A 19,558-nucleotide genomic window follows, 5' to 3' on the forward strand; every position below is an offset into this window, starting at 1 on the left:
CTCTGGCCGCGATGGAAGGCAACAACCCGGAAATCGGCGAAGAGAAGATCAAGGAACTGATGGCGGCTGTTGATGACTACATCGACACCCCTGAGCGTGAAGTTGACAAGCCGTTCCTGATGCCGGTCGAAGACGTGTTCTCGATCTCGGGCCGTGGTACCGTTGTGACCGGTCGTGTCGAGCGTGGCGTGATCAATGTTGGCGACGAGATCGAAATCGTCGGCATCCGTGACACTCAGAAAACCACCTGTACCGGTGTTGAAATGTTCCGCAAGCTGCTGGATCGCGGCGAAGCGGGCGACAACATCGGCGCGCTGCTGCGCGGTATCGACCGTGACGGCGTTGAGCGTGGCCAGGTTCTGTGTAAGCCGGGTTCGGTTACACCGCACACCAAGTTCGAAGCCGAAGCCTACATCCTGACCAAGGAAGAAGGCGGTCGTCACACTCCGTTCTTCGCGAACTACCGTCCGCAGTTCTACTTCCGGACCACTGACGTGACCGGCACCGTGACCCTGGCGGCTGGCACCGAGATGGTTATGCCCGGCGACAACGTCGGCTTCACCGTCGAGCTGATCGCGCCCATCGCGATGGAAGACGGCCTGCGCTTCGCCATCCGCGAAGGCGGCCGCACCGTCGGCGCCGGCGTTGTGTCGAAAATCATCGAGTAAGTCGGCTCTGCCGACTGGTGGGCGGCAGTTGCTCTGAAAGAGCAATGAGAGTCCACTCGATTGAACTAAAGAAGGCCGCTCCACAAGGGGCGGCCTTTTTCTCTTTTAACGGGTTCGAACGGGTGTACCGGTATGAAGAACAGCAGCCGTGGGTGAGCGTTTTCCGATGAAGTGTACGTTGCTTTTCCACCTCATTGGGAATTGAGTAAACCTTCGATTTCGTCAAACCTTATGGCCATCCCCGACTTTCCGGGCATCGCGGCGACGTTCTCAAGATAGCTCAAGTATACTTGGCAATATTCTGGGGCTCTCCACGTATCAAGGTACAGAGGTTCTAGATCTAAATCGGTCATCCCGTTGTCTTTCATTCTCTTTGCCAATCGATCGAAGTCTTCGTTTGTAGGCGGTATTGGTTCATTCGCCTCACCGGTGTTGATTGCACGAGCGTCAAGGAGGTGTGAAGTCATAGTCGCCATGACTTGATCCAGTTCCAGATATACCAGAGAGAGTTGATGGTAATTCAGTTTGCCAGCACCATGGCGAGCTACAAGTGCGCAAGTTTTTGGATCATCGAATGACCGCAGAAACTGGATGCGTGCGTTTATCATATCGACCCGCTGCCGATCCGAAAGCGCTCGAGAGTACTTGGCCAGTCGTAACCTATATGCCAGCAATTCGCGGTCTAGCTTCTCTCGAACATCCTCGCTTGTTCGAAGGCTCGATCTCGCCTCGAAAAAGCGGTCGATAACGTAATCCAGGTCTTCTGGAGCCTTTTCGTCAACGACTTGCCAGAACTTCGCCAGTTTACCACGCAGCATCAATTCACGCGTCTCGGGTGCGCCGACAGGGATATCTCGTATGTCTGCCAGCGCTGTGCCGATGCTAAGAGCGTCTGGAACATTTTCACTAGCAGTACCTTCACGAAGTAGCATGAAGATTGCCAGTGAAGCACAGATCGTAGCTGCACCAAAAGTAAAGAACTGCATTTTCATTGTGGCGGCTTCCAGACTCGACATACTCTACCTATGGTGGAAGATGGGCTATGTGTCCTCAGATGTCGATGGGGGTTGTGCAACACTGGGCTGGAGAAAACCCACCCAACATTCTCTTTTGTATGGCAACCATTTCCCCCTTGCCAAACCCCACTAACCCCACTAATACGCGCGAGTTCTCAACAAGAACGTCAAGGCGGGGTGATTCCCGCCTTTTGGGTTCGATGAGGGTTGGCGATGCGCGCTTGTCCTCCTCTCAACCTCAACGCCTGATAAAAGGCTGTATCTATGCAAAGCCAAAATATCCGTATTCGGCTGAAGGCATTTGACTATCGCGTTCTGGATGCCAGCACGCAAGAGATCGTCAACACTGCCAAGCGGACCGGCGCGAACGTGCGCGGCCCGATCCCGCTGCCGAACAAGATTGAGAAGTTCACGGTTCTCCGTGGCCCTCACGTTGACAAGAAATCCCGCGACCAGTTCGAGATCCGCACGCACAAGCGTCTCTTGGACATCGTTGATCCGACCCCCCAGACCGTTGACGCGCTGATGAAGCTCGACCTCGCTGCTGGTGTGGACGTCGAGATCAAGCTGCAGTCGTAATCGGAGGGTATGAGAATGCGCTCTGGTATTATCGCAAAAAAAGTTGGCATGACCCGCCTGTTCATGGAAGACGGCAAGCAGATCCCTGTGACCGTTCTTCACCTGGACAACCTGCAGGTTGTTGCACAGCGCACCGCTGACAAAGACGGCTACACCGCCGTTCAGCTGGGCGCCGGTGCTGCCAAGGCAAAACGCACCTCGAAGGCCATGCGCGGTCACTACGCCGCTGCAAAGGTTGAGCCCAAGCGTAAGCTGGCCGAGTTCCGCGTCTCCGAAGATGGCCTGATCGAAGTGGGCGCCGAGATTTCGGCAGAACACTTCCTGGAAGGTCAGAAAGTTGACGTTTCGGGCACCTCGATCGGTAAAGGCTTTGCCGGTGCGATGAAGCGTTGGAACTTTGGTGGTCTGCGCGCCTCGCACGGTGTTTCGATCAGCCACCGTTCGCACGGTTCGACCGGTCAGTGTCAGGACCCGGGCAAGGTGTTCAAAGGCAAGAAGATGGCCGGTCACATGGGTGCTGCCCGTGTTACCACCCAGAACCTGGAAGTCGTCAAAACCGACGCCGACCGGAACCTGGTCTTCATCAAAGGCGCCGTTCCCGGACCGAAATCGGGCTGGGTCACCGTCAAGGACGCCGTCAAGAAGAAAGCACCGGAAGGCCTGCCTTTCCCGGCTGCTGTGAAATCGGCTGCAACCGAAGCACCTGCGGAAGAAGCGCCCGCGGAAGGTGGTGAAGCATGAAACTTGATGTAATCAAACTGGACGGCGGCAAAGCCGGCGACATCGAGCTGGATGCGGACCTGTTCGGCCTCGAGCCGCGCGCGGACATCCTGCACCGTGTGGTCCGTTGGCAGCGCAACAACGCGCAGGCCGGTACCCACAAGGTCAAGACCCGCTCGGAAACCAGCTACTCGACCAAGAAGATCTATCGCCAGAAGGGCACCGGTGGCGCACGCCATGGTGACCGTAACGCGCCGATCTTCCGTGGTGGTGGTATCTACAAAGGCCCCGTCGTGCGTTCGCACGGCCACGACCTGCCCAAGAAGTTCCGCAAGCTTGGCCTGCGCCACGCTCTGTCGGCCAAAGCCAAGGCAGGTGAGCTGGTTGTGATCGAGAGTGCCGAAGCCGAAGGCAAGACCGCCGCTCTGGCCAAACAGGTTGCAAACCTGGGCTGGAAACGTGCTCTGGTCATCGACGGCGCGACCGTGAACGAAGGGTTCCTGAAAGCGTCCAAGAACATCGAAGGTCTGGATATCCTGCCGTCGATGGGCGCAAACGTCTATGACATCCTCAAGCGTGACACCCTGGTGCTCACCAAAGCGGCTGTCGAAGCACTGGAGGCTCGTCTGAAATGAGCGCGAAGGCAGAACACTACGACGTGATCCGCAAGCCGATCATTACCGAGAAGTCGACCATGGCGTCCGAAAACGGCGCGGTTGTCTTTGAAGTGGCGATCGACAGCAACAAGCCGCAGATCAAAGAGGCCGTTGAGGCGCTGTTTGGTGTGAAGGTCAAAGCGGTGAACACCACCGTGACCAAAGGCAAGGTCAAGCGGTTCCGCGGCCAGCTGGGTCGTCGGAAAGACGTCAAAAAAGCGTATGTGACCCTGGAAGAGGGCAACACCATCGACGTGAGCACCGGTCTTTGATCGAACCCGTCTTTGGAAACATTTGAAGGCCCCCGCTTAAGCGGGGGTTTTTCTTTAGGTGGGAACACCAAGATTTGAGCGCAAATCCCTGCGTCTCGTCCAGAAATCGATTGCGATATGGGTGGGGTTGTCTATCCGGTATGTAATCAACAAGAAAGTTACGGCAGGCGCATGACCCTATCCACTCACTCGACCCGGGACGCCCCGAAAGTAACTGCCGCGCGGGATTGGGTGACGACGCTTGCCAAATATCGGGAACCGAACCAGATGCGCAGCTGGTTTGAGCTGGGGGTTACCCTCATTCCTTTTCTGGCTCTTTGGGCTTTGGCATGGATCTGTCTGTCAGTCGGATATTGGCTGGTTTTTGCGATCTCGGTTCTGAACTCAGCCTTTTTGCTGCGCCTGTTTGCCATACAGCATGATTGCGGGCATGGCGCCTTTTTCAAGAACCGAGGCGTCAGTGACTGGGTCGGGCGGATGATCGGAGTACTGACGCTCACACCTTATGACGTCTGGCGACGCACACACTCTACCCATCACAACGCGTCTGGTAATCTGGACAAGCGCGGAATGGGCGATATCCATACACTCACGGTGGCCGAATACCGCAGGCTGACACCCATGAATCGTTTTTGGTACCGGGTGTATCGTCATCCCGTCACACTATTCGGTCTTGGCCCCGGCTATTTGTTTCTGTTCCAGAACCGGCTGCCGCTTGGGCTTATGGGGAGCTTGAAATTCTGGACCAGCGCAATGGCTACGAATGCGGCCATTCTTGCTGTGCTTTATCTCATCTATTATTTTGGCGGCTTGATGCCGCTGCTGTTGATCTTTTTGCCCTCGACGCTGATCGCCGCAACGGCGGGTGTATGGCTGTTTTATGTGCAGCATCAGTTCGAGGATACAACATGGGAGTCTGATGAAGACTGGCAGTTGCATGAAGCAGCCTTGCACGGCAGTTCCCACTATATCCTGCCGCCTGTTCTGCAGTGGTTCAGTGCCAATATCGGCATTCACCACGTGCACCACCTATACAGCCGCGTCCCGTTCTACCGGCTGACAGAGGTGCTTAGGGATCATGATGAGCTGGCGAACAGTAACCGAATGACCATTCGTGAAAGCCTCGCCAACGCGCGATTGCATTTGTGGGACGAAAACCACCGCCGCTTGCTGTCATTTGCCGAGGCGCGCGCGCTCTATGGGTGAGTTAACGGTTTCGCGGCTTGCGAGACAGGTGTCGCAACCTCTAAATCAAGTCTGATACCGGACAAGCAAACAGCATCAACTTGTCCGTCAGGCCTTTAACGACCCGTCGCTAAAAACAGGCAATAGTCCAGTCAACGTGTGTTTTTGCCGTCGATGTCAGTTGGGTTTGGTCGAAATTGTCTCAATTTGAGTGTGCTTATAAGCAACAATCACGTAAACGCTGCGTCATCGTCTCTTTTCTGCCCATTTTAGCGTTGATACACAGTCCATGGTACAGGTGGAATGTTAAGCAGTGCGGGCGGTAAAATGAGAACCGGTTACAACGGTCCTATTGCTATTTGTTGGACGCAAACTGAACTGGATGGGCTTCTTTCAGCTCCGGTTTCCGACCTGAATGTCGGGGCAGTCTGGTCTTGGTGCGGTGCCAAGGCCGGTTTGACGATCATGGACATGTCGGACGATCCAGATAAGGGGCTTAGTGGTTCCTTTTTGCTTGGTCGTGGAGCGGGGTGTTTGGTCCGGGTTCAGGCCCGGCTTGAGCTTTCAAACGGTGCACAGCGATTCATCGCAGAGCTTGTCAGTTCGGATGAGGATGATTTCCTTGGGTTGGTCTTCAAAGATGCATGCCCGACACGGGATCAGGACTTCTGGGTAAGCTCAATTACCGATGTCACGGAGCCTGCCCGGGCTGCGCCGGCGGCGAGCAATGTTGTCGCGTTCCAGTCATCGCAACCAGTTGAGCTATCCCCTCCCGAGCAGGTTGCTGTTGTTGCTGCTGAATAAGCAAACTACACTTTCCTTACCGTTATTCTGCAGGAATTTGGACTCTGCGCGATTGGCCTGTTGACTCTGCCCATCGCGCGGATATAAGCGCGGCTTCATTGGTGTTGGTGGCCCCCGCAAGGGGATACCTGTCATGGGGGAGACCTCAAGAGGACAACGCCCTTCATAGCGGCCCTAGGGCCTCGACCTGAACGAAGGAGATCAGCCGTGACCAAACGCACGTCTGCCAAGTACAAAATCGACCGCCGGATGGGCGAAAACATCTGGGGTCGTCCGAAATCCCCGGTCAACCGTCGCGAATATGGCCCCGGCCAGCACGGTCAGCGCCGCAAGGGTAAACTGTCGGACTTCGGTCTGCAGCTGCGCGCCAAGCAGAAGCTGAAAGGCTACTATGGCGACCTGACCGAGAAGCAGTTCCGCCGCATTTATGCCGAAGCCGTACGTGTGAACGGCGACACCGGTGAAAACCTGATCGGTCTGCTGGAAAGCCGTCTGGATGCCGTCGTTTACCGCGCCAAGTTCGTGCCGACCGTCTTCGCCGCGCGTCAGTTCGTGAACCACGGCCATGTTAAAGTGAACGGCAAGCGGGTGAATATTCCCAGCTACCGCGTCAAGGAAGGCGACGTAATTGAAGTACGTGACAAATCCAAGCAACTGGCCGTTGTTCTGGAAGCCGTTGCGCTGGCCGAACGTGATGTGCCGGATTACATCGACGCGGACCACTCGAAGATGACCGCAACTTTCGTGCGCGCGCCGGGCCTGGGCGATGTGCCCTATCCAGTGATGATGGAACCGAACCTGGTCGTGGAATTCTACGCGAAGAACTAATCTTCGCCGATCTGCACAAGATGAAGGGCCGCGCTTTCAGCGCGGTCTTTTTATTTGGAGGGGGCTCTGCCCCCGTCGCTTCGCGACTCCCCCGGGGTATTTGGGGCCAGATGAAGATTTGGATCAGATCGGAAATGGGCGGCCTTCGGCGATGGCTTCCATCGCGAAGTAGGATGTCACGCTGTCCAGTTCGACCTTTTCGATCAGGCGCTGATAAACCTTGTCGTAGGATGCCATGTCCTGTGTCACCACTTTGAGTTGATAATCGTAGTCTCCGCCGATCCGGTGGAAGTCCACGACCTCGGGAATGGTCAGCACGTGGCGGCGAAAGGCCTGCAACCACTCGGCAGAGTGATGTCGGGTGCGTAGCATAACGAAGACCACAAGGTTCAGCCCCAGTTTCTCGCGCGCGATCTGTGCTGTTGATCCGGTGATAACACCGCTGTCATTCAGCGTCTTCAGTCGCCGCCAGCACGCGTTTTGGGACAAGCCGACCCGATCTGCCAGGTCGCGCTGAGAGAGGGTGGCATCTTTTTGCAGCCGGCGGAGGATGCTTTTATCAATTTGATCTAAAGTTTTGGCCATTTCGAAGCATATGACACAGGATTCAGAAAATTAAGTCAATAACAGGGGAATTATTTGCACCGAAAAGCAATCATATTCGATATGCAATATGGAGCCCACGCAATGACCTTGTCCCAATTTCGCGTAGACATCCAATCCACCGCTCACAATTCGAACCTGCGCGATGGGTTGATCGGAGAGAACGTTCTGATCCCAGGTCTGCAGGGGGATGTACCGCTTGTATATGCGGATTATGTCGCCTCGGGCCGTGCGTTGCGGCAGGTCGAGGATTTTGTGACTGCGCATGTGTTGCCGTTTTATGCCAACAGTCACACCGAAGCCTCCTATTGTGGGTCTTACATGACCCGACTGCGCCGCGAAGCGCGCGCAGAGATTGCCCGCATCATAGGAGCCTCGGAAGAGGATGCGGTGATTTTTGCCGGATCAGGCGCCACTGCGGGTCTCAACCGGTTGGTCAGCCTGCTGGGAGTTGATCGTGCTGATCGGCCGGTTGTATTAATCGGGCCGTATGAACATCACTCGAACATCCTGCCGTGGCGAGAGAGCAAGGCGCAGGTTATCGAAATCCCGGAAGCATCAGACGGCGGTGTCGATCTGGCCGCCCTTGAGCAGGCTTTGAAGGTCAACGCTGAGTCTGATCTGATCATCGGCTCGTTTTCGGCGGCCTCGAATGTCACCGGGATCATCACTGAACCGGACCCGGTCACCCGGTTGCTCAAGTCACATGGGGCGCTGGCTGTTTGGGATTATGCCGGGGGTGGGCCTTACTTGCCGATCGACATGGGGCCGGAAGACGCGCGCAAGGACGCGATCGTTGTCTCACCTCACAAGTTCCCGGGCGGGCCGGGGGCGTCGGGGGTGCTGGTGGTCAACCGACAGGCCGTGAAACGCACCAGCCCCAGTTGGCCCGGTGGCGGAACGGTGAGTTTTGTGTCGCCTTGGCGGCATGACTACAGCGCGGATCTGGCGACCCGGGAAGAGGCCGGAACGCCCAACGTGATCGGCGACATTCGGGCAGCACTTGCTTTCATCGTCAAGGATGTGGTGGGCACGGATGAGATTACCAGGCGGGAGGCAGTATACAATCGGATGGCGATACAGGGATGGGGTGATAATCCCAACCTGACGCTGTTGGGCGCGGACAATCCGCACCGGTTGCCGATTTATTCCTTTCTTGTTCGCGACAATGCCGGGCGTCCGGTGCACCAGCAGCTCTTTACCCGGATGCTGAGCGATATTTATGGCATTCAAGCGCGGGGCGGTTGTGCCTGTGCCGGGCCATATGCGCATCGGTTGTTGGGTATTGATCGCGCGACTTCGGATGAATTACACGCAGCGTTGAGCGCGGGAGAAGAGATGAAGAAGCCCGGCTGGGTGCGGTTGAATTTTTCGTATCTGATGAGCGTCGAAACCGTCCAGTTCATCATCGACAGCGTGAATGATCTGTCGTGCCGGACCGAGGAATTCACGCCATGTTACAGCGCCGACCCGGCAACCGCCCGCTTCAAAGCGGCGTGACGGAATTGCCGCTTTTCTCAACGCGTTGAGACGGGTATGAGGGGCTCCAACATACGGAGCCTGATATGAACAAGATCACCCCGCAACCGGGCATTATGGACATCGCGCTGTATCAGGGCGGGCAGTCGCATGTGGCCGGGGTCGCGCATGTGATCAAGCTGAGTTCCAACGAAAACCCGCACGGTCCCAGCCCCAAGGCGATTGAGGCTGTGCGTGACAGTGCGGCAACCCTGCATCGCTATCCCAGCACTGACCATGCCAGCTTGCGCGCGGCGATTGGCGCATGTCACGAGCTGGACCCGGCGCGGATCATCTGCGGCGTCGGCAGCGATGAGGTTCTGCAATTCGTGGCGCAGGCCTATGCCGGCCCGGGGGACGAGGTCATGTACACCGAGCACGGGTTCTCAATGTATCCGATCATCGCGCGAATGGCGGGTGCGACACCGGTCATGGTGCCTGAGACCGACCGTCAAGTGGATGTCGACAACATCCTGAGCGCGGTTACCGACCAGACCCGAATTGTGTTTGTGACCAACCCGGGTAATCCGACTTCGACCATGATCCCCAAGTCCGAGTTGGAGCGCTTGGCCAATGCATTGCCGCAGACCTGTCTGATGGTGATCGACGGCGCCTATGCCGAATTTGTTGCGGATTTCGATGGTGGTGCGTCGCTGGTTGATCGGTTCGACAACGTGATCATGACGCGGACGTTTTCCAAGATTTATGGTCTGGGTGGAATGCGCGTCGGCTGGGGCTATGCCGCGCAGGCCATCATAGATGTGTTGAACCGGGTGCGTCAGCCGTTCAACCTGTCACTTACCGCTCTGGCAGCGGCAGAAGCCGCGATCAAGGATGATGCGTATCTGACCTTTTGCCACACCGAGAACGCACGCCTTCGGGTGTGGCTGTCGGACGAGTTGGCAAAAGTCGGCGTGCCGTCCGATCCGTCCAGCACCAATTTCATTCTCGCGCGTTTCAAGGATCAGCCCGAGGCCGAAGCCTGTGATGACTATCTGAAATCGCGAGGGCTGATTGTGCGGCGTGTGGCGGGATATAATCTACCGAATGCGCTTCGGATCACCGTCGGTGATGAAGACGCTTGCAGAAGGGTAGTCGCCGCAATCACTGCATTCAAAGAGGGCGCAGCATGAGCCAAGTTTACGACCGTGTTGCGCTGATCGGGCTGGGCCTGATTGCCTCGTCCATGTTCTGGGCGATCAAACGAGGCGGTCTTGCGGGGGAAGTGACCGGCTATGCCCGGTCCGCCGAAACCCGCGACACGGCGCGCCAGATCGGTTTGTGCGACCGGATTTGCGACACCGCGCAAGAGGCCGTCGCGGGTGCGGATCTGGTTGTGCTTTGCGTGCCCGTCGGGGCCATGGGTGCGATTGCGGCGGATATTGCGCCAAGCCTCAAGCCCGGCGCGACCGTCAGCGATGTGGGCTCGGTCAAGCGCCATGTTATCGCGGCTGTGTCCCCGCATATACCTGATGGTGTGCATTTCATCCCGGCGCACCCATTGGCAGGGACCGAGCATTCCGGTCCTGAAGCCGGTTTTGCCGAGTTGTTTGACAATCGCTGGAACCTGATCGTCCCGATCGAAGGGTCCGACCCCGAGGCGGTGGCCCGGTTGCGCGCTTTGTGGGAGGGGATGGGTGCCTATGTCGATGAGATGGATGCCGATCACCACGATCTGGTGCTGGCCGTTACATCCCATGCCCCGCACCTGATTGCGTATACGATGGTGGGCGTGGCGGATGATCTGCGGCGGGTCACCGACACTGAGGTCATCAAATATTCGGCTGCCGGTTTCCGGGACTTCACCCGTATCGCGGCCTCGGACCCGACCATGTGGCGCGATGTATTTCTGACCAACAAGGACGCAACGCTGGAGATACTCGGCCGGTTCACCGAAGAGCTGTTTGCCTTGCAACGGGCGATCCGCACCGGGGATGGGGAGCACCTGTTCGACTACTTCACCCGCACCCGAGCGATCCGGCGTGGCATCATCGACGCAGGGCAGGATACCGACGCCCCGGATTTCGGACGCAGCAAGGCAAGCTCATGACCTGTGGGTGGCGCGCGTATACAGTCGGGTTTCTGATCGCCAGCGCTTCTCTCGCAGCGGCCGCCCCTTTGGATCGCTCGCTGTTTCCTGTCGCGCGGGTCGAGGCAACGCCAGCTGCTGCACCTGCGCCTGCGGCCCGACTGCGCCCCGAATTGCGGCCTGCATCACCACAGGTATTGGCCTTCGCCGCACGCCCGTCCGATCTGCCGCTGCTTGGCCCTGATACCTCGCTCATGCCATACCTGCGTCCCAAATCACTGGAGCAAGAGGTCTTTCTGAAAAAGCGCAAGCTGCGCAAAAGCTCAGTCTGTGGTGATATCGCCATTCAGGGCAAGCCGGTGGGCAAAGTTCCGGGCAAGATCAAAGCCTGTGGGATCAAGGATGCGGTACAGATCACCTCGGTGTCCGGCGTAGCGCTGAGCCGTCCGTCAACAATGGATTGCGGCACCGCGATTGCGTTGAATAAATGGGTCGACAAAACGGTCAAGCCGACCTTCAAACGACGCGGGCCAGTGGTCGAGCTTCAGGTTGCGGCACACTACGCCTGCCGGACAAGGAACAACCGCAAGGGCGCGCGTATCTCGGAACATGGCAAGGGCCGCGCGATTGACATCTCGGGCTTCAAAATGGCGGACGGTGAGGTGGTGACCGTGCTGAATGGCTGGCGCAAGAACCCATCGCAGAAACAGCTGGTCAAAGTCTGGCGCGGGGCCTGTGGGCCGTTTGGAACCGTGCTTGGGCCAAATTCTGACCGGTTTCACCGCGATCATTTCCATCTTGATACGGCGCGCTATCGCCGCGGGCCTTATTGTCGCTAACGCAGGATCAAACGCGGCGCAGGTCCAAGGGGCAGGGGGCCCAGCGCGACAAACCCGTCGCGGAAATTCAGTTGCAGATCCAGCGCGTTGGGGTTGCCGCCCAGGCCGGCCATAAAGGTCAGGGCCCGGGTCACAGGATCAACCGCCTGATCGGGTAGGGCACCGGCGGCGTTGGCCATCGCCACCATGTCACGCCAGTTTTCTGCCTTGATGGCGATCTCGCCGGTTGGAATGCCCTGCGCGTCAACGTCAAGCTCTCCGGCTGCGAACAGGCGCAACTCGCCCCATTTGACTTCGGCCAGCCGCAGGTCAATCCTGACCGGCTGCGGGCGACCGGCTTCGATTGCTGATCGATCCCACGGTTTGTCAAATGTGATGAACGCGTCCAACTCTAGCGTTTCAAAGGTCTGGGGCAGGGACGCGGCAGAGCGCATGAGGCGACGCAGCTCCTCCCCGGGTTCAAACCCGTCCACTTTTGCGCCAATCACATAAGACTCGGGCGCGCCCTCTTGCGCCATAACCAGATTGAGGCTGTCCCCTGCGGCCTGCGGGTCGGTGCCGTCTGTCAACGCCCACGCCCCTGCTGTCAGGGCCATCTTTTCCAAAACCAGCGCCACACCGGGTTGCAGGTTCAGCTCGGCCTGCAGTTCCATGGCCTGAATTATGGTGGTCTGGTCGAAATACGATACCCGCTGAGGCGTATCGGCAAAGCGCAGCATCTGACGTCCGGGCCAGATTGCAGGGCTTTGGAATTCGATCCAGTCGGCGCTCCAGGCAGTGCCATTGACCGGATCAGCCAGCGCGGGATTGTTCAGGCGTGTCACATGGCGGCCTGGATAACCTGCGGTCGACACATCCGAAAAATCGGCCTGCCATCCCAGTTCTTGTTGATGGTCGAACCACCCGGCGATCGCGTTGCGAAGGCCGTATCCTGCGACAAACCAATAGGCGCTCCATGCCAGGACGACAAACACAAATACTCGTATCAGACGGCGCATGATGAATGGCCCTTTTTCCTGCCTTGGAATTGATGTTTATAGGCGCAAACGGGCAAGGACCAGTGCAATGACGATGTGGGTATTCGGATATGGATCGCTATTGTGGAACCCCGGCTTTCCGGTGGCGCGCAGTGAACGGGCCACGTTGCACGGATATGCGCGGTCATTCTGCATGCGCTCGATCCATCATCGCGGCACCGAGGATGAGCCGGGGCTGGTGTTGGCGCTGGATGAACAGCCCGACACCAAATGTTCGGGGCTGGCTCTGGCGGTTGAGCCCGGGCATGAAGGCCGAACGCTGGCCGAACTGCGCGAGCGCGAGCTGATCTCATCCGCTTATCTTGAGCGCATGCTGGACGTGCATTTGGACAACGGACAGGTGGTCAATGCCGTTACCTATGTGATCGATGCCCATCACGTACAGTATTGTGGCGGGCTGCCACTGGAAGAACAGGCCCAGATCATTGCCCATGCCGTTGGTGGACGGGGTCCAAATACCGAATACCTGTTCAACACCGCCGATCATTTGACCGAGATCGGTCTGCATGATCCGGACCTTGAGTGGTTGTCGCAACGGGTGCGTAGAATCAGCGCATAAACCCTTGGCGTCGCGGCCACGTTTTCGCTAGGCTCACTCCAGAGCAGACAATACCAGGAGCCACGCGCATGGCGCAGGCACATCAGGGCGCGAGACCACATTTCTCGCAACCGATCCGGCAAATCTTGATGATGCTGATCGCAATCGGGCTGTCGGGCTTTGGGGTGTTCATGGCCCTGCCTTATGTGCTGCCGGTCATTCAGGCCAACCTGTATCTCAACGGGTTCATCATTCTGGTCTTTGTCATTGGTGTGCTCGCCTGTTTCCTTCAGGTCACTCAACTGATTGGATCTGTGCGCTGGATCGAAGCCTTTGTCGGCGGTGTGGTGCGTGAGGATGCGCGTACACCGCAACTTCTGGCCCCCTTGGCCTCGCTGTTGCGCGCACGTGGCGCGCGGTCTCAGATAAGTTCCAGCTCGACGCGGTCCATTCTGGACTCGGTTGCGGAGCGGGTGGAAGAAGAACGCGAGATCACGCGCTATATCACCAATGTTCTGATCTATCTTGGCCTTCTGGGGACCTTCTTCGGTCTGGCCACCACAGTTCCCGCCATTGTCGATACCATCCGCAGCCTGAACCCTCAGGAAGGTGAGGAAGGTCTGGCTGTGTTCAACCGGCTGATGACCGGGCTGGAATCGCAGTTGCAAGGTATGGGCGTTGCGTTCGGTTCGTCTTTGCTGGGTCTGGCCGGGTCGTTGGTTGTGGGCCTGCTGGAACTGTTCGCAGGGCACGGGCAGAACCGCTTTTATCGCGAACTGGAGGAATGGCTATCCTCGATCACCCGTGTCGGGTTTGCGGGCGGTGAAGAAGGCAGCGCGGAACTGGCCGTGTTGACGCCTGTGCTGGACACCATGGCCGAGCAGATGGATGCGCTGCAGGACATGTTCACCGCGCAGGAACTGAACCGCGCCGAGATGTCCGGCAAGCTGGGGCAGCTTGTGGATGCGATCAGTGAAATGAACATGCGGCAGGCGCAGTCCGAAGGTGTGACCGCCGCCCTTGAACGCGTGGCGCTGGGGCAGGATGCATTGCTGGACCACATGCGCGACCATGGCGCGGGCGAAGGGATCGATGCCGAAAGCCGGATGCGTCTTCGATCGATGGACGTGCAATTGCTGCGGATCCTCGAAGAGATATCAGCCGGTCGTCAGGACAGCATGAACGAGCTGCGCAAGGATTTCGAACTGCTGGTCAAGGCCCTGACCCTGCCGCGCGGCGCGGTTCGCAGCCCGTCCGAGGGGGACTAAGCCATGGCCCTGTCCCGTCGCACCGGTCAGCGGTTCTCGGGTTCGGTCTGGCCCGGCTTCGTGGACGCGATGACGGGTCTTTTGATGGTGCTGACCTTTGTGCTGACCATCTTCATGGTCGTGCAATTCGTGTTGCGAGAAACCATCTCGGGACAAGAAGATGAGTTGACTGCCTTGTCGGACGAGATTGCCGCGCTGGCCGGTGCGCTTGGGTTGGAAGAGCGTGAAAACAGCCGCCTTCAGGCGCGATTGGGCGCATTGAATACGACGCTGACACAGGTCGAGGATGATCTGGCGCAGGCCGAAACACAGATCACCGATTTTGAGGCGCAGGTTGCCGCGCTGCTTGCGGATCAGGATCGCGCGCGTGGCGAGATTGCCGCGTTGGAAAGTCAGCGCGACAATTTGCTGTCCGAACAGCAAGACCTGCTGTCCGAGCAAGATGCCCTGAATCTGGCACTGGCCCAAAGCCGTCAGGAAATCGACGCACAGGCAGAAGCCGCACGTCTGGCCGCCGCACGTCGCGAGGCGCTTGAGGCGTTGGTCGCTGATCTTGAAGCCAGCGATGCAGCGCGGGCCACACTGATCACGGAACTGGAACAGGAGCTTTCAGATGAGGAAGCCGCACGCCTTGCTGAGGCTGCTGCCGCCGAAGCCTTGCGCGACCGGTTGCAGAACGCGGATTCAGAGCTGACCGCCATGACGCTTGCACTGGAGGCGCAACGGCAAGAGGCGGAAGAGACACTGACCCTTCTGGCCGCCGCACAGGCCGCAAAAGCCGAACTGGAACGCCAATTTGGCGAGCTGAATGCTGAAGGGTTGCGCGAACAGCTGCAGGCCGCGCTTGCCGCGCAAACGCAGGCGGCCGAAGATGCCCATGCGCTCAGGTCTCTGGCTGCGGAACGTGCGGCTTTGCTGGCGGTTGCCGAACAGGCGCTGGCCTCCGAGCAGGAGACGTCTACAGAAGCTCAGCGGCAAACCGCTTTGCTTAACCAGCAAATGTCGGCCCTGCGCGGACAATTGGGATCGCTGCAGGCACTGCTGGATGACTATGAAGAACGCAATGAAGCGGCGGAGATTCAGATTCAGACCTTGGGTCAGGACCTGAACGCGGCGCTGGCCCGCGCGGCCTCGGAAGAGCGCCGCCGCCGCCTGTTGGAAGAGGCCGAGCGCATCCGCCTTGAGGCCGAGGCCGAGGCTCTGGCCGGGCAGAACGAAGAATTGACCGCGCAGGCCGAAGATTTGCAACGCTACCGGTCTGAATTTTTCGGACGGTTGCGCGATGTACTGGGTGATCAGGAAGGTGTGCGGATCGAAGGCGACCGATTTGTATTTTCCTCGGAGGTTCTGTTTGACACAGGCTCCGCCATTTTGTCCCCGGAAGGGCAGTTGGAAGTGGCGAAAGTGGCCAATATCCTGCGTGGTGTTGCGGCGGAAATTCCCGAGGGTCTCAATTGGATCATCCGCGTGGATGGCCACACCGACAATGTGCCCTTGGGCGGCGGAGGGCGCTATCGCGACAATTGGGAGTTAAGCCAGGGCCGTGCGTTGTCGGTCGTTCTTTTCATGGTCGACGCGCTGGGTATCCCGCCGAGTCGTCTGGCGGCAAACGGGTTTGGCGAATTCCAGCCGGTCAACCCGGACGATACGCCGGAAGCGCGTGCGCAGAATCGCCGTATCGAATTGAAACTGACAGAGCGGTAAGGATCACCGTACTGGAACTGTCACCGATCTGGCGCTGATTGCGGCATCATCTCGGATCAGCGTGATTTCTCCGCGATATGTTCCTGCGGGCCACTGCGGCTGAGACAACCTGCGCCCTGTGGCGCGAAAGGCTTGCGCCTGGTCTTTCTCGAACACGATGTCATCCGAACTGACCTGGCCTTGTGGGCCAAAAATCTCGATCCGCATGATGTCGTTTTTTTGGATGCCAAACGCGTAACCAAATAGCACAATCGCCCCCGCTTTGACCGAAAAGACTTCTTGCGCTGCGGTCCCGGCTTTGATCGCGGAATATTTTGGGATGTCCGACGTAAACCCGGCAGAGATCAAACCACCCGGCGCATATGTCATCGGATCAGCCCAGAGGGTCGTTTGCGGCGATGCGCAGGCTTGCGGTCCGTCGGGCGCAAATGGATCAACGGGAATGCTGTTTTTACGCACGGAAAGATGTAGATGCGGGAACTGGGTTTTCCCGCTCAACCCGATTTGCCCCAATACTGTTCCGGCGGAGACACTATCTCCTGTTTTGACCTGCACGGATCCCTTTTTCAGGTGGCAGTATTGGGTTTCCCACCCATCCGGGCTTGCGATAACAACGCCATTGCCACATTCCCGACCTTGTACCGAAGCAGCGGGTTCGCTGGAAAAGACCGTATCTTCCATGCCGTCGCGGATACCAAGAACGGTCCCTGAAACTGCCGCCAATACGTTTACGCCTGCCTGCATGTCAGCCAGGGTCGGCAATGCGAAATCTGTCCCTTTGTGCCCGTCATAGACCAAGGCACCGCAGCGATAATCCTGCGCTCCTGAACCGCCATCATGGTCGACGTAGTTTTGGATAAAGCAGCTGTCACCCAAAACACAATCTACCGGCTGCTCCAGTATGAATTCGCTCGCCGCCGGGCTGGCAGCGAGCGTTATCAATGCCGCAAATGCGGTGCGCATTTAGTCTGCCGTCAGCAGCGGCGGTTTATCTCCTGGAATGCGCGGTTGGTCCGGGCCGAGGATAACCAGGTTCAACTCACCCTTCTTGACCGAAACGCGAACTACACCGCCTTTGGCCAGTTTGCCGAACAACAGTTCCTCGGCGAGGGGCTTCTTGATGTGTTCCTGGATGACGCGCCCAAGCGGACGGGCACCCATCTTGTCATCATAGCCCTTATCGGCCAGCCACTCGGCAGCCTTAGGCGTGAGATCGATGGTCACGTTGCGATCCAGCAGTTGCGCTTCAAGCTGCAGAACGAACTTCTCGACCACCTGCAGAATGACCGATTTCGGCAGCGGCGCGAATGAGATCACAGCGTCCAAACGGTTGCGGAATTCAGGCGTGAACGTGCGCTCAATCGCGGCAGTGTCTTCACCTTCGCGCCGGTCGCGGGCAAAACCGATGGCGGCTTTGGCCTGTTCCTGCGCGCCCGCGTTCGAGGTCATGATCAGCACCACGTTGCGGAAGTTCACCGTGCGGCCGTTGTGATCGGTCAGCTCGCCATGGTCCATCACCTGCAGCAGGATATTGAACACATCCGGATGCGCTTTCTCGATCTCGTCCAACAACAGGACGCAATGGGGGTGTTGATCGACACCATCGGTCAGAAGACCGCCCTGATCAAACCCGACATAGCCCGGAGGCGCGCCGATCAGGCGGGAAACAGCATGTTTTTCCATGTATTCGGACATGTCGAAGCGCAGCAGTTCCACCCCCAGCGTATCCGCAAGTTGTTTCGCCACCTCGGTTTTGCCTACACCGGTTGGACCCGCGAACAAGTAGTTGCCGATGGGTTTCTCAGGCTCGCGCAGACCGGCACGGGCCAATTTGATCGCGCTGGAGAGCGCCACGATGGCATCATCCTGACCGAACACCACCCGTTTCAGCGAGGTTTCGAGGTCTTTCAGAACCTCGGCATCGTCCTTGGTGACATTCTTCGGCGGGATGCGTGCGATCTTGGCGACGACGGCCTCGATCTCTTTCACGCCGATGGTCTTGCGGCGCTTGCTTTCGGCCAGCAGATGTTGCGCGGCACCGGCCTCGTCAATCACGTCGATGGCCTTGTCCGGCAGCTTGCGATCGTTGATATAGCGGGCTGAAAGTTCCACTGCAGTCCTGATCGCGTCCGCAGTGTATTTGATCGCATGATGCTCTTCGAAATAAGGTTTCAGACCGCGCAGGATTTTCACGCTGTCCTCGACCGAAGGTTCGTTCACGTCAATCTTCTGGAACCGGCGGCTCAGTGCGCGGTCTTTTTCGAAATGCTGGCGGAACTCCTTATACGTGGTCGAGCCCATGGTGCGCAGCTTGCCGCCCTGCAGGGCAGGTTTCAGCAGGTTCGACGCATCCATCGCGCCGCCCGAGGTGGCACCGGCACCGATCACGGTGTGAATCTCGTCGATGAACAGAACCGCGTCGGGGTGATCCTCCAATTCGGTCACAACCGCCTTCAGCCGTTCTTCGAAATCGCCGCGATAGCGGGTTCCGGCCAACAGCGCGCCCATGTCCAGCGAGTAGATCGTGGTTTCGGACAAAACATCGGGCGCTTCACCGGCGACAATCTTGTGCGCCAGACCTTCGGCGATGGCGGTTTTACCAACGCCTGGATCACCTACCAGAAGAGGGTTGTTCTTACGGCGGCGGCAGAGCACCTGAATACAGCGCTCGACCTCATCGGCGCGTCCGATCAGCGGATCGACATCACCAGCGCGGGACTTGGCGTTCAGGTCAACGCAATACTTGCCCAGCGCGCTTTCTTTTTGCTCGCCTTCGCCGGCGCTGGGCTGCGTTTCCTCCTCGACCTGATCGGCCCCGGAAACCGAGCGGTTTTCACCATAAGCAGGGTCTTTGGCGACACCATGGGCGATGAAATTCACCGCGTCATATCGGGTCATATCCTGTTCCTGCAGGAAATAAGCGGCATTGCTTTCGCGTTCGGCGAAGATGGCCACCAGAACATTTGCCCCCGTCACCTCGGTCCGGCCCGAGCTTTGGACGTGAATGGCGGCGCGTTGAATCACACGCTGGAACGCGGCGGTCGGGACAGCTTCGGACCCGTCGATATCGGTGACAAGGTTTGACAAATCCTCGTCAATGAACTCGACCAGAGTGCTGCGCAGCTCATCCAGATCGACGCTGCAGGCCTTCATGACACGGATGGCGTCCGGCTCTTCCAGCAGCGCCAGCAGCAGATGTTCCAGCGTTGCGAATTCGTGCCGCCGTTCGTTCGCAGCCGCCAGGGCCGCGTGAATGGCTTGTTCCAATGTGCTCGAGAATGAAGGCACGCGGGT

At 58.3% G+C, this 19,558-nt stretch carries 20 protein-coding genes; 15 read left to right on the forward strand and 5 right to left on the reverse strand.

Annotated features, from left to right (window positions below; genetic code table 11):
• Positions 1 to 668, forward strand: a 668-nt coding sequence (locus ACRZ9X_RS07300; RefSeq protein WP_480517313.1) for an EF-Tu C-terminal domain-related protein, incomplete at its 5' end; no start/stop codon positions are given.
• Positions 669 to 859: 191 nt separating this feature from the next.
• Here ACRZ9X_RS07300 and ACRZ9X_RS07305 read toward each other — a convergent pair.
• Positions 860 to 1,660, reverse strand: coding sequence for a hypothetical protein (locus tag ACRZ9X_RS07305; RefSeq protein WP_480517315.1), 801 nt, complete (start codon positions 1,658 to 1,660; stop codon positions 860 to 862).
• 288 nt (positions 1,661 to 1,948) lie between these two features.
• Here ACRZ9X_RS07305 and rpsJ point away from each other — a divergent pair, with 288 nt between their 5' ends.
• The 7 genes from rpsJ to rpsD all read left to right on the forward strand — a co-directional run bounded on the left by rpsJ (position 1,949) and on the right by rpsD (position 6,728).
• Positions 1,949 to 2,263: a 30S ribosomal protein S10 gene (gene rpsJ, locus ACRZ9X_RS07310; RefSeq protein WP_008756422.1), complete on the forward strand. Its 315-nt coding sequence runs from the start codon at positions 1,949 to 1,951 to the stop codon at positions 2,261 to 2,263.
• Positions 2,264 to 2,278: 15 nt separating this feature from the next.
• On the forward strand, positions 2,279 to 3,004 hold the full coding sequence (gene rplC / locus ACRZ9X_RS07315; RefSeq protein WP_170356691.1) for a 50S ribosomal protein L3: 726 nt from the start codon (positions 2,279 to 2,281) through the stop codon (positions 3,002 to 3,004).
• Positions 3,001 to 3,618, forward strand: coding sequence for a 50S ribosomal protein L4 (gene rplD / locus ACRZ9X_RS07320; RefSeq protein WP_480517318.1), 618 nt, complete (start codon positions 3,001 to 3,003; stop codon positions 3,616 to 3,618). Before rplC ends, rplD begins: the two co-directional genes overlap by 4 nt.
• On the forward strand, positions 3,615 to 3,911 hold the full coding sequence (locus tag ACRZ9X_RS07325; protein WP_008757532.1) for a 50S ribosomal protein L23: 297 nt from the start codon (positions 3,615 to 3,617) through the stop codon (positions 3,909 to 3,911). Before rplD ends, ACRZ9X_RS07325 begins: the two co-directional genes overlap by 4 nt.
• Before the next feature lie 171 nt (positions 3,912 to 4,082).
• Positions 4,083 to 5,117 (forward strand): fatty acid desaturase, encoded by a 1,035-nt coding sequence (locus ACRZ9X_RS07330; RefSeq protein WP_480517320.1) that lies wholly within the window; start codon positions 4,083 to 4,085, stop codon positions 5,115 to 5,117.
• 306 nt (positions 5,118 to 5,423) lie between these two features.
• On the forward strand, positions 5,424 to 5,900 hold the full coding sequence (locus ACRZ9X_RS07335) for a hypothetical protein (RefSeq protein WP_480517322.1): 477 nt from the start codon (positions 5,424 to 5,426) through the stop codon (positions 5,898 to 5,900).
• A gap of 207 nt (positions 5,901 to 6,107) precedes the next feature.
• Complete coding sequence (rpsD, locus tag ACRZ9X_RS07340) at positions 6,108 to 6,728, forward strand: 30S ribosomal protein S4 (RefSeq protein WP_480517324.1); 621 nt, start codon at positions 6,108 to 6,110, stop codon at positions 6,726 to 6,728.
• Between the two features lie 123 nt (positions 6,729 to 6,851).
• On the opposite strand, the gene ACRZ9X_RS07345 is transcribed toward rpsD, so the two are convergent.
• Positions 6,852 to 7,313: an Lrp/AsnC family transcriptional regulator gene (locus tag ACRZ9X_RS07345; protein WP_480517326.1), complete on the reverse strand. Its 462-nt coding sequence runs from the start codon at positions 7,311 to 7,313 to the stop codon at positions 6,852 to 6,854.
• A 102-nt stretch (positions 7,314 to 7,415) separates the two neighbouring features.
• Between ACRZ9X_RS07345 and ACRZ9X_RS07350 the strand changes: the two genes are divergently transcribed.
• The 4 genes from ACRZ9X_RS07350 to ACRZ9X_RS07365 all read left to right on the forward strand — a co-directional run bounded on the left by ACRZ9X_RS07350 (position 7,416) and on the right by ACRZ9X_RS07365 (position 11,717).
• A complete protein-coding gene (locus ACRZ9X_RS07350; protein WP_480517328.1) occupies positions 7,416 to 8,831 on the forward strand; it encodes an aminotransferase class V-fold PLP-dependent enzyme in 1,416 nt (471 codons plus the stop codon).
• 65 nt (positions 8,832 to 8,896) lie between these two features.
• On the forward strand, positions 8,897 to 9,982 hold the full coding sequence (hisC, locus tag ACRZ9X_RS07355; protein WP_480517330.1) for a histidinol-phosphate transaminase: 1,086 nt from the start codon (positions 8,897 to 8,899) through the stop codon (positions 9,980 to 9,982).
• Positions 9,979 to 10,899: a prephenate/arogenate dehydrogenase family protein gene (locus ACRZ9X_RS07360; RefSeq protein ID WP_480517332.1), complete on the forward strand. Its 921-nt coding sequence runs from the start codon at positions 9,979 to 9,981 to the stop codon at positions 10,897 to 10,899. The genes hisC and ACRZ9X_RS07360 overlap by 4 nt, the downstream gene beginning before the upstream one ends.
• On the forward strand, positions 10,896 to 11,717 hold the full coding sequence (locus tag ACRZ9X_RS07365) for an extensin-like domain-containing protein (RefSeq protein ID WP_480517334.1): 822 nt from the start codon (positions 10,896 to 10,898) through the stop codon (positions 11,715 to 11,717). The genes ACRZ9X_RS07360 and ACRZ9X_RS07365 overlap by 4 nt, the downstream gene beginning before the upstream one ends.
• Here ACRZ9X_RS07365 and ACRZ9X_RS07370 read toward each other — a convergent pair.
• Positions 11,714 to 12,715: a DUF2125 domain-containing protein gene (locus tag ACRZ9X_RS07370; RefSeq protein ID WP_480517336.1), complete on the reverse strand. Its 1,002-nt coding sequence runs from the start codon at positions 12,713 to 12,715 to the stop codon at positions 11,714 to 11,716. The two genes, ACRZ9X_RS07365 and ACRZ9X_RS07370, sit on opposite strands and share 4 nt — an antisense overlap.
• 67 nt (positions 12,716 to 12,782) lie before the next feature.
• Between ACRZ9X_RS07370 and ACRZ9X_RS07375 the strand changes: the two genes are divergently transcribed.
• From ACRZ9X_RS07375 to ACRZ9X_RS07385, 3 genes are all read left to right on the forward strand, one after another.
• Positions 12,783 to 13,313 (forward strand): gamma-glutamylcyclotransferase, encoded by a 531-nt coding sequence (locus ACRZ9X_RS07375; protein WP_480517338.1) that lies wholly within the window; start codon positions 12,783 to 12,785, stop codon positions 13,311 to 13,313.
• A gap of 68 nt (positions 13,314 to 13,381) precedes the next feature.
• Positions 13,382 to 14,560, forward strand: coding sequence for a biopolymer transporter ExbB (locus tag ACRZ9X_RS07380; protein ID WP_480517340.1), 1,179 nt, complete (start codon positions 13,382 to 13,384; stop codon positions 14,558 to 14,560).
• A 3-nt stretch (positions 14,561 to 14,563) separates the two neighbouring features.
• Entirely contained in the window at positions 14,564 to 16,264 is a 1,701-nt protein-coding gene (locus ACRZ9X_RS07385) for a peptidoglycan -binding protein (protein WP_480517342.1), read from the forward strand.
• 3 nt (positions 16,265 to 16,267) lie between these two features.
• Here the strand turns inward: ACRZ9X_RS07385 and ACRZ9X_RS07390 are convergent, their stop codons facing one another.
• Positions 16,268 to 17,227, reverse strand: coding sequence for a M23 family metallopeptidase (locus tag ACRZ9X_RS07390; RefSeq protein ID WP_480517344.1), 960 nt, complete (start codon positions 17,225 to 17,227; stop codon positions 16,268 to 16,270).
• Positions 17,228 to 19,552: an ATP-dependent Clp protease ATP-binding subunit ClpA gene (gene clpA / locus ACRZ9X_RS07395; RefSeq protein ID WP_480517346.1), complete on the reverse strand. Its 2,325-nt coding sequence runs from the start codon at positions 19,550 to 19,552 to the stop codon at positions 17,228 to 17,230.
• Positions 19,553 to 19,558: the final 6 nt, after the last annotated feature.

The sequence above is a fragment of the Ruegeria sp. AL1 genome (assembly GCF_056540905.1).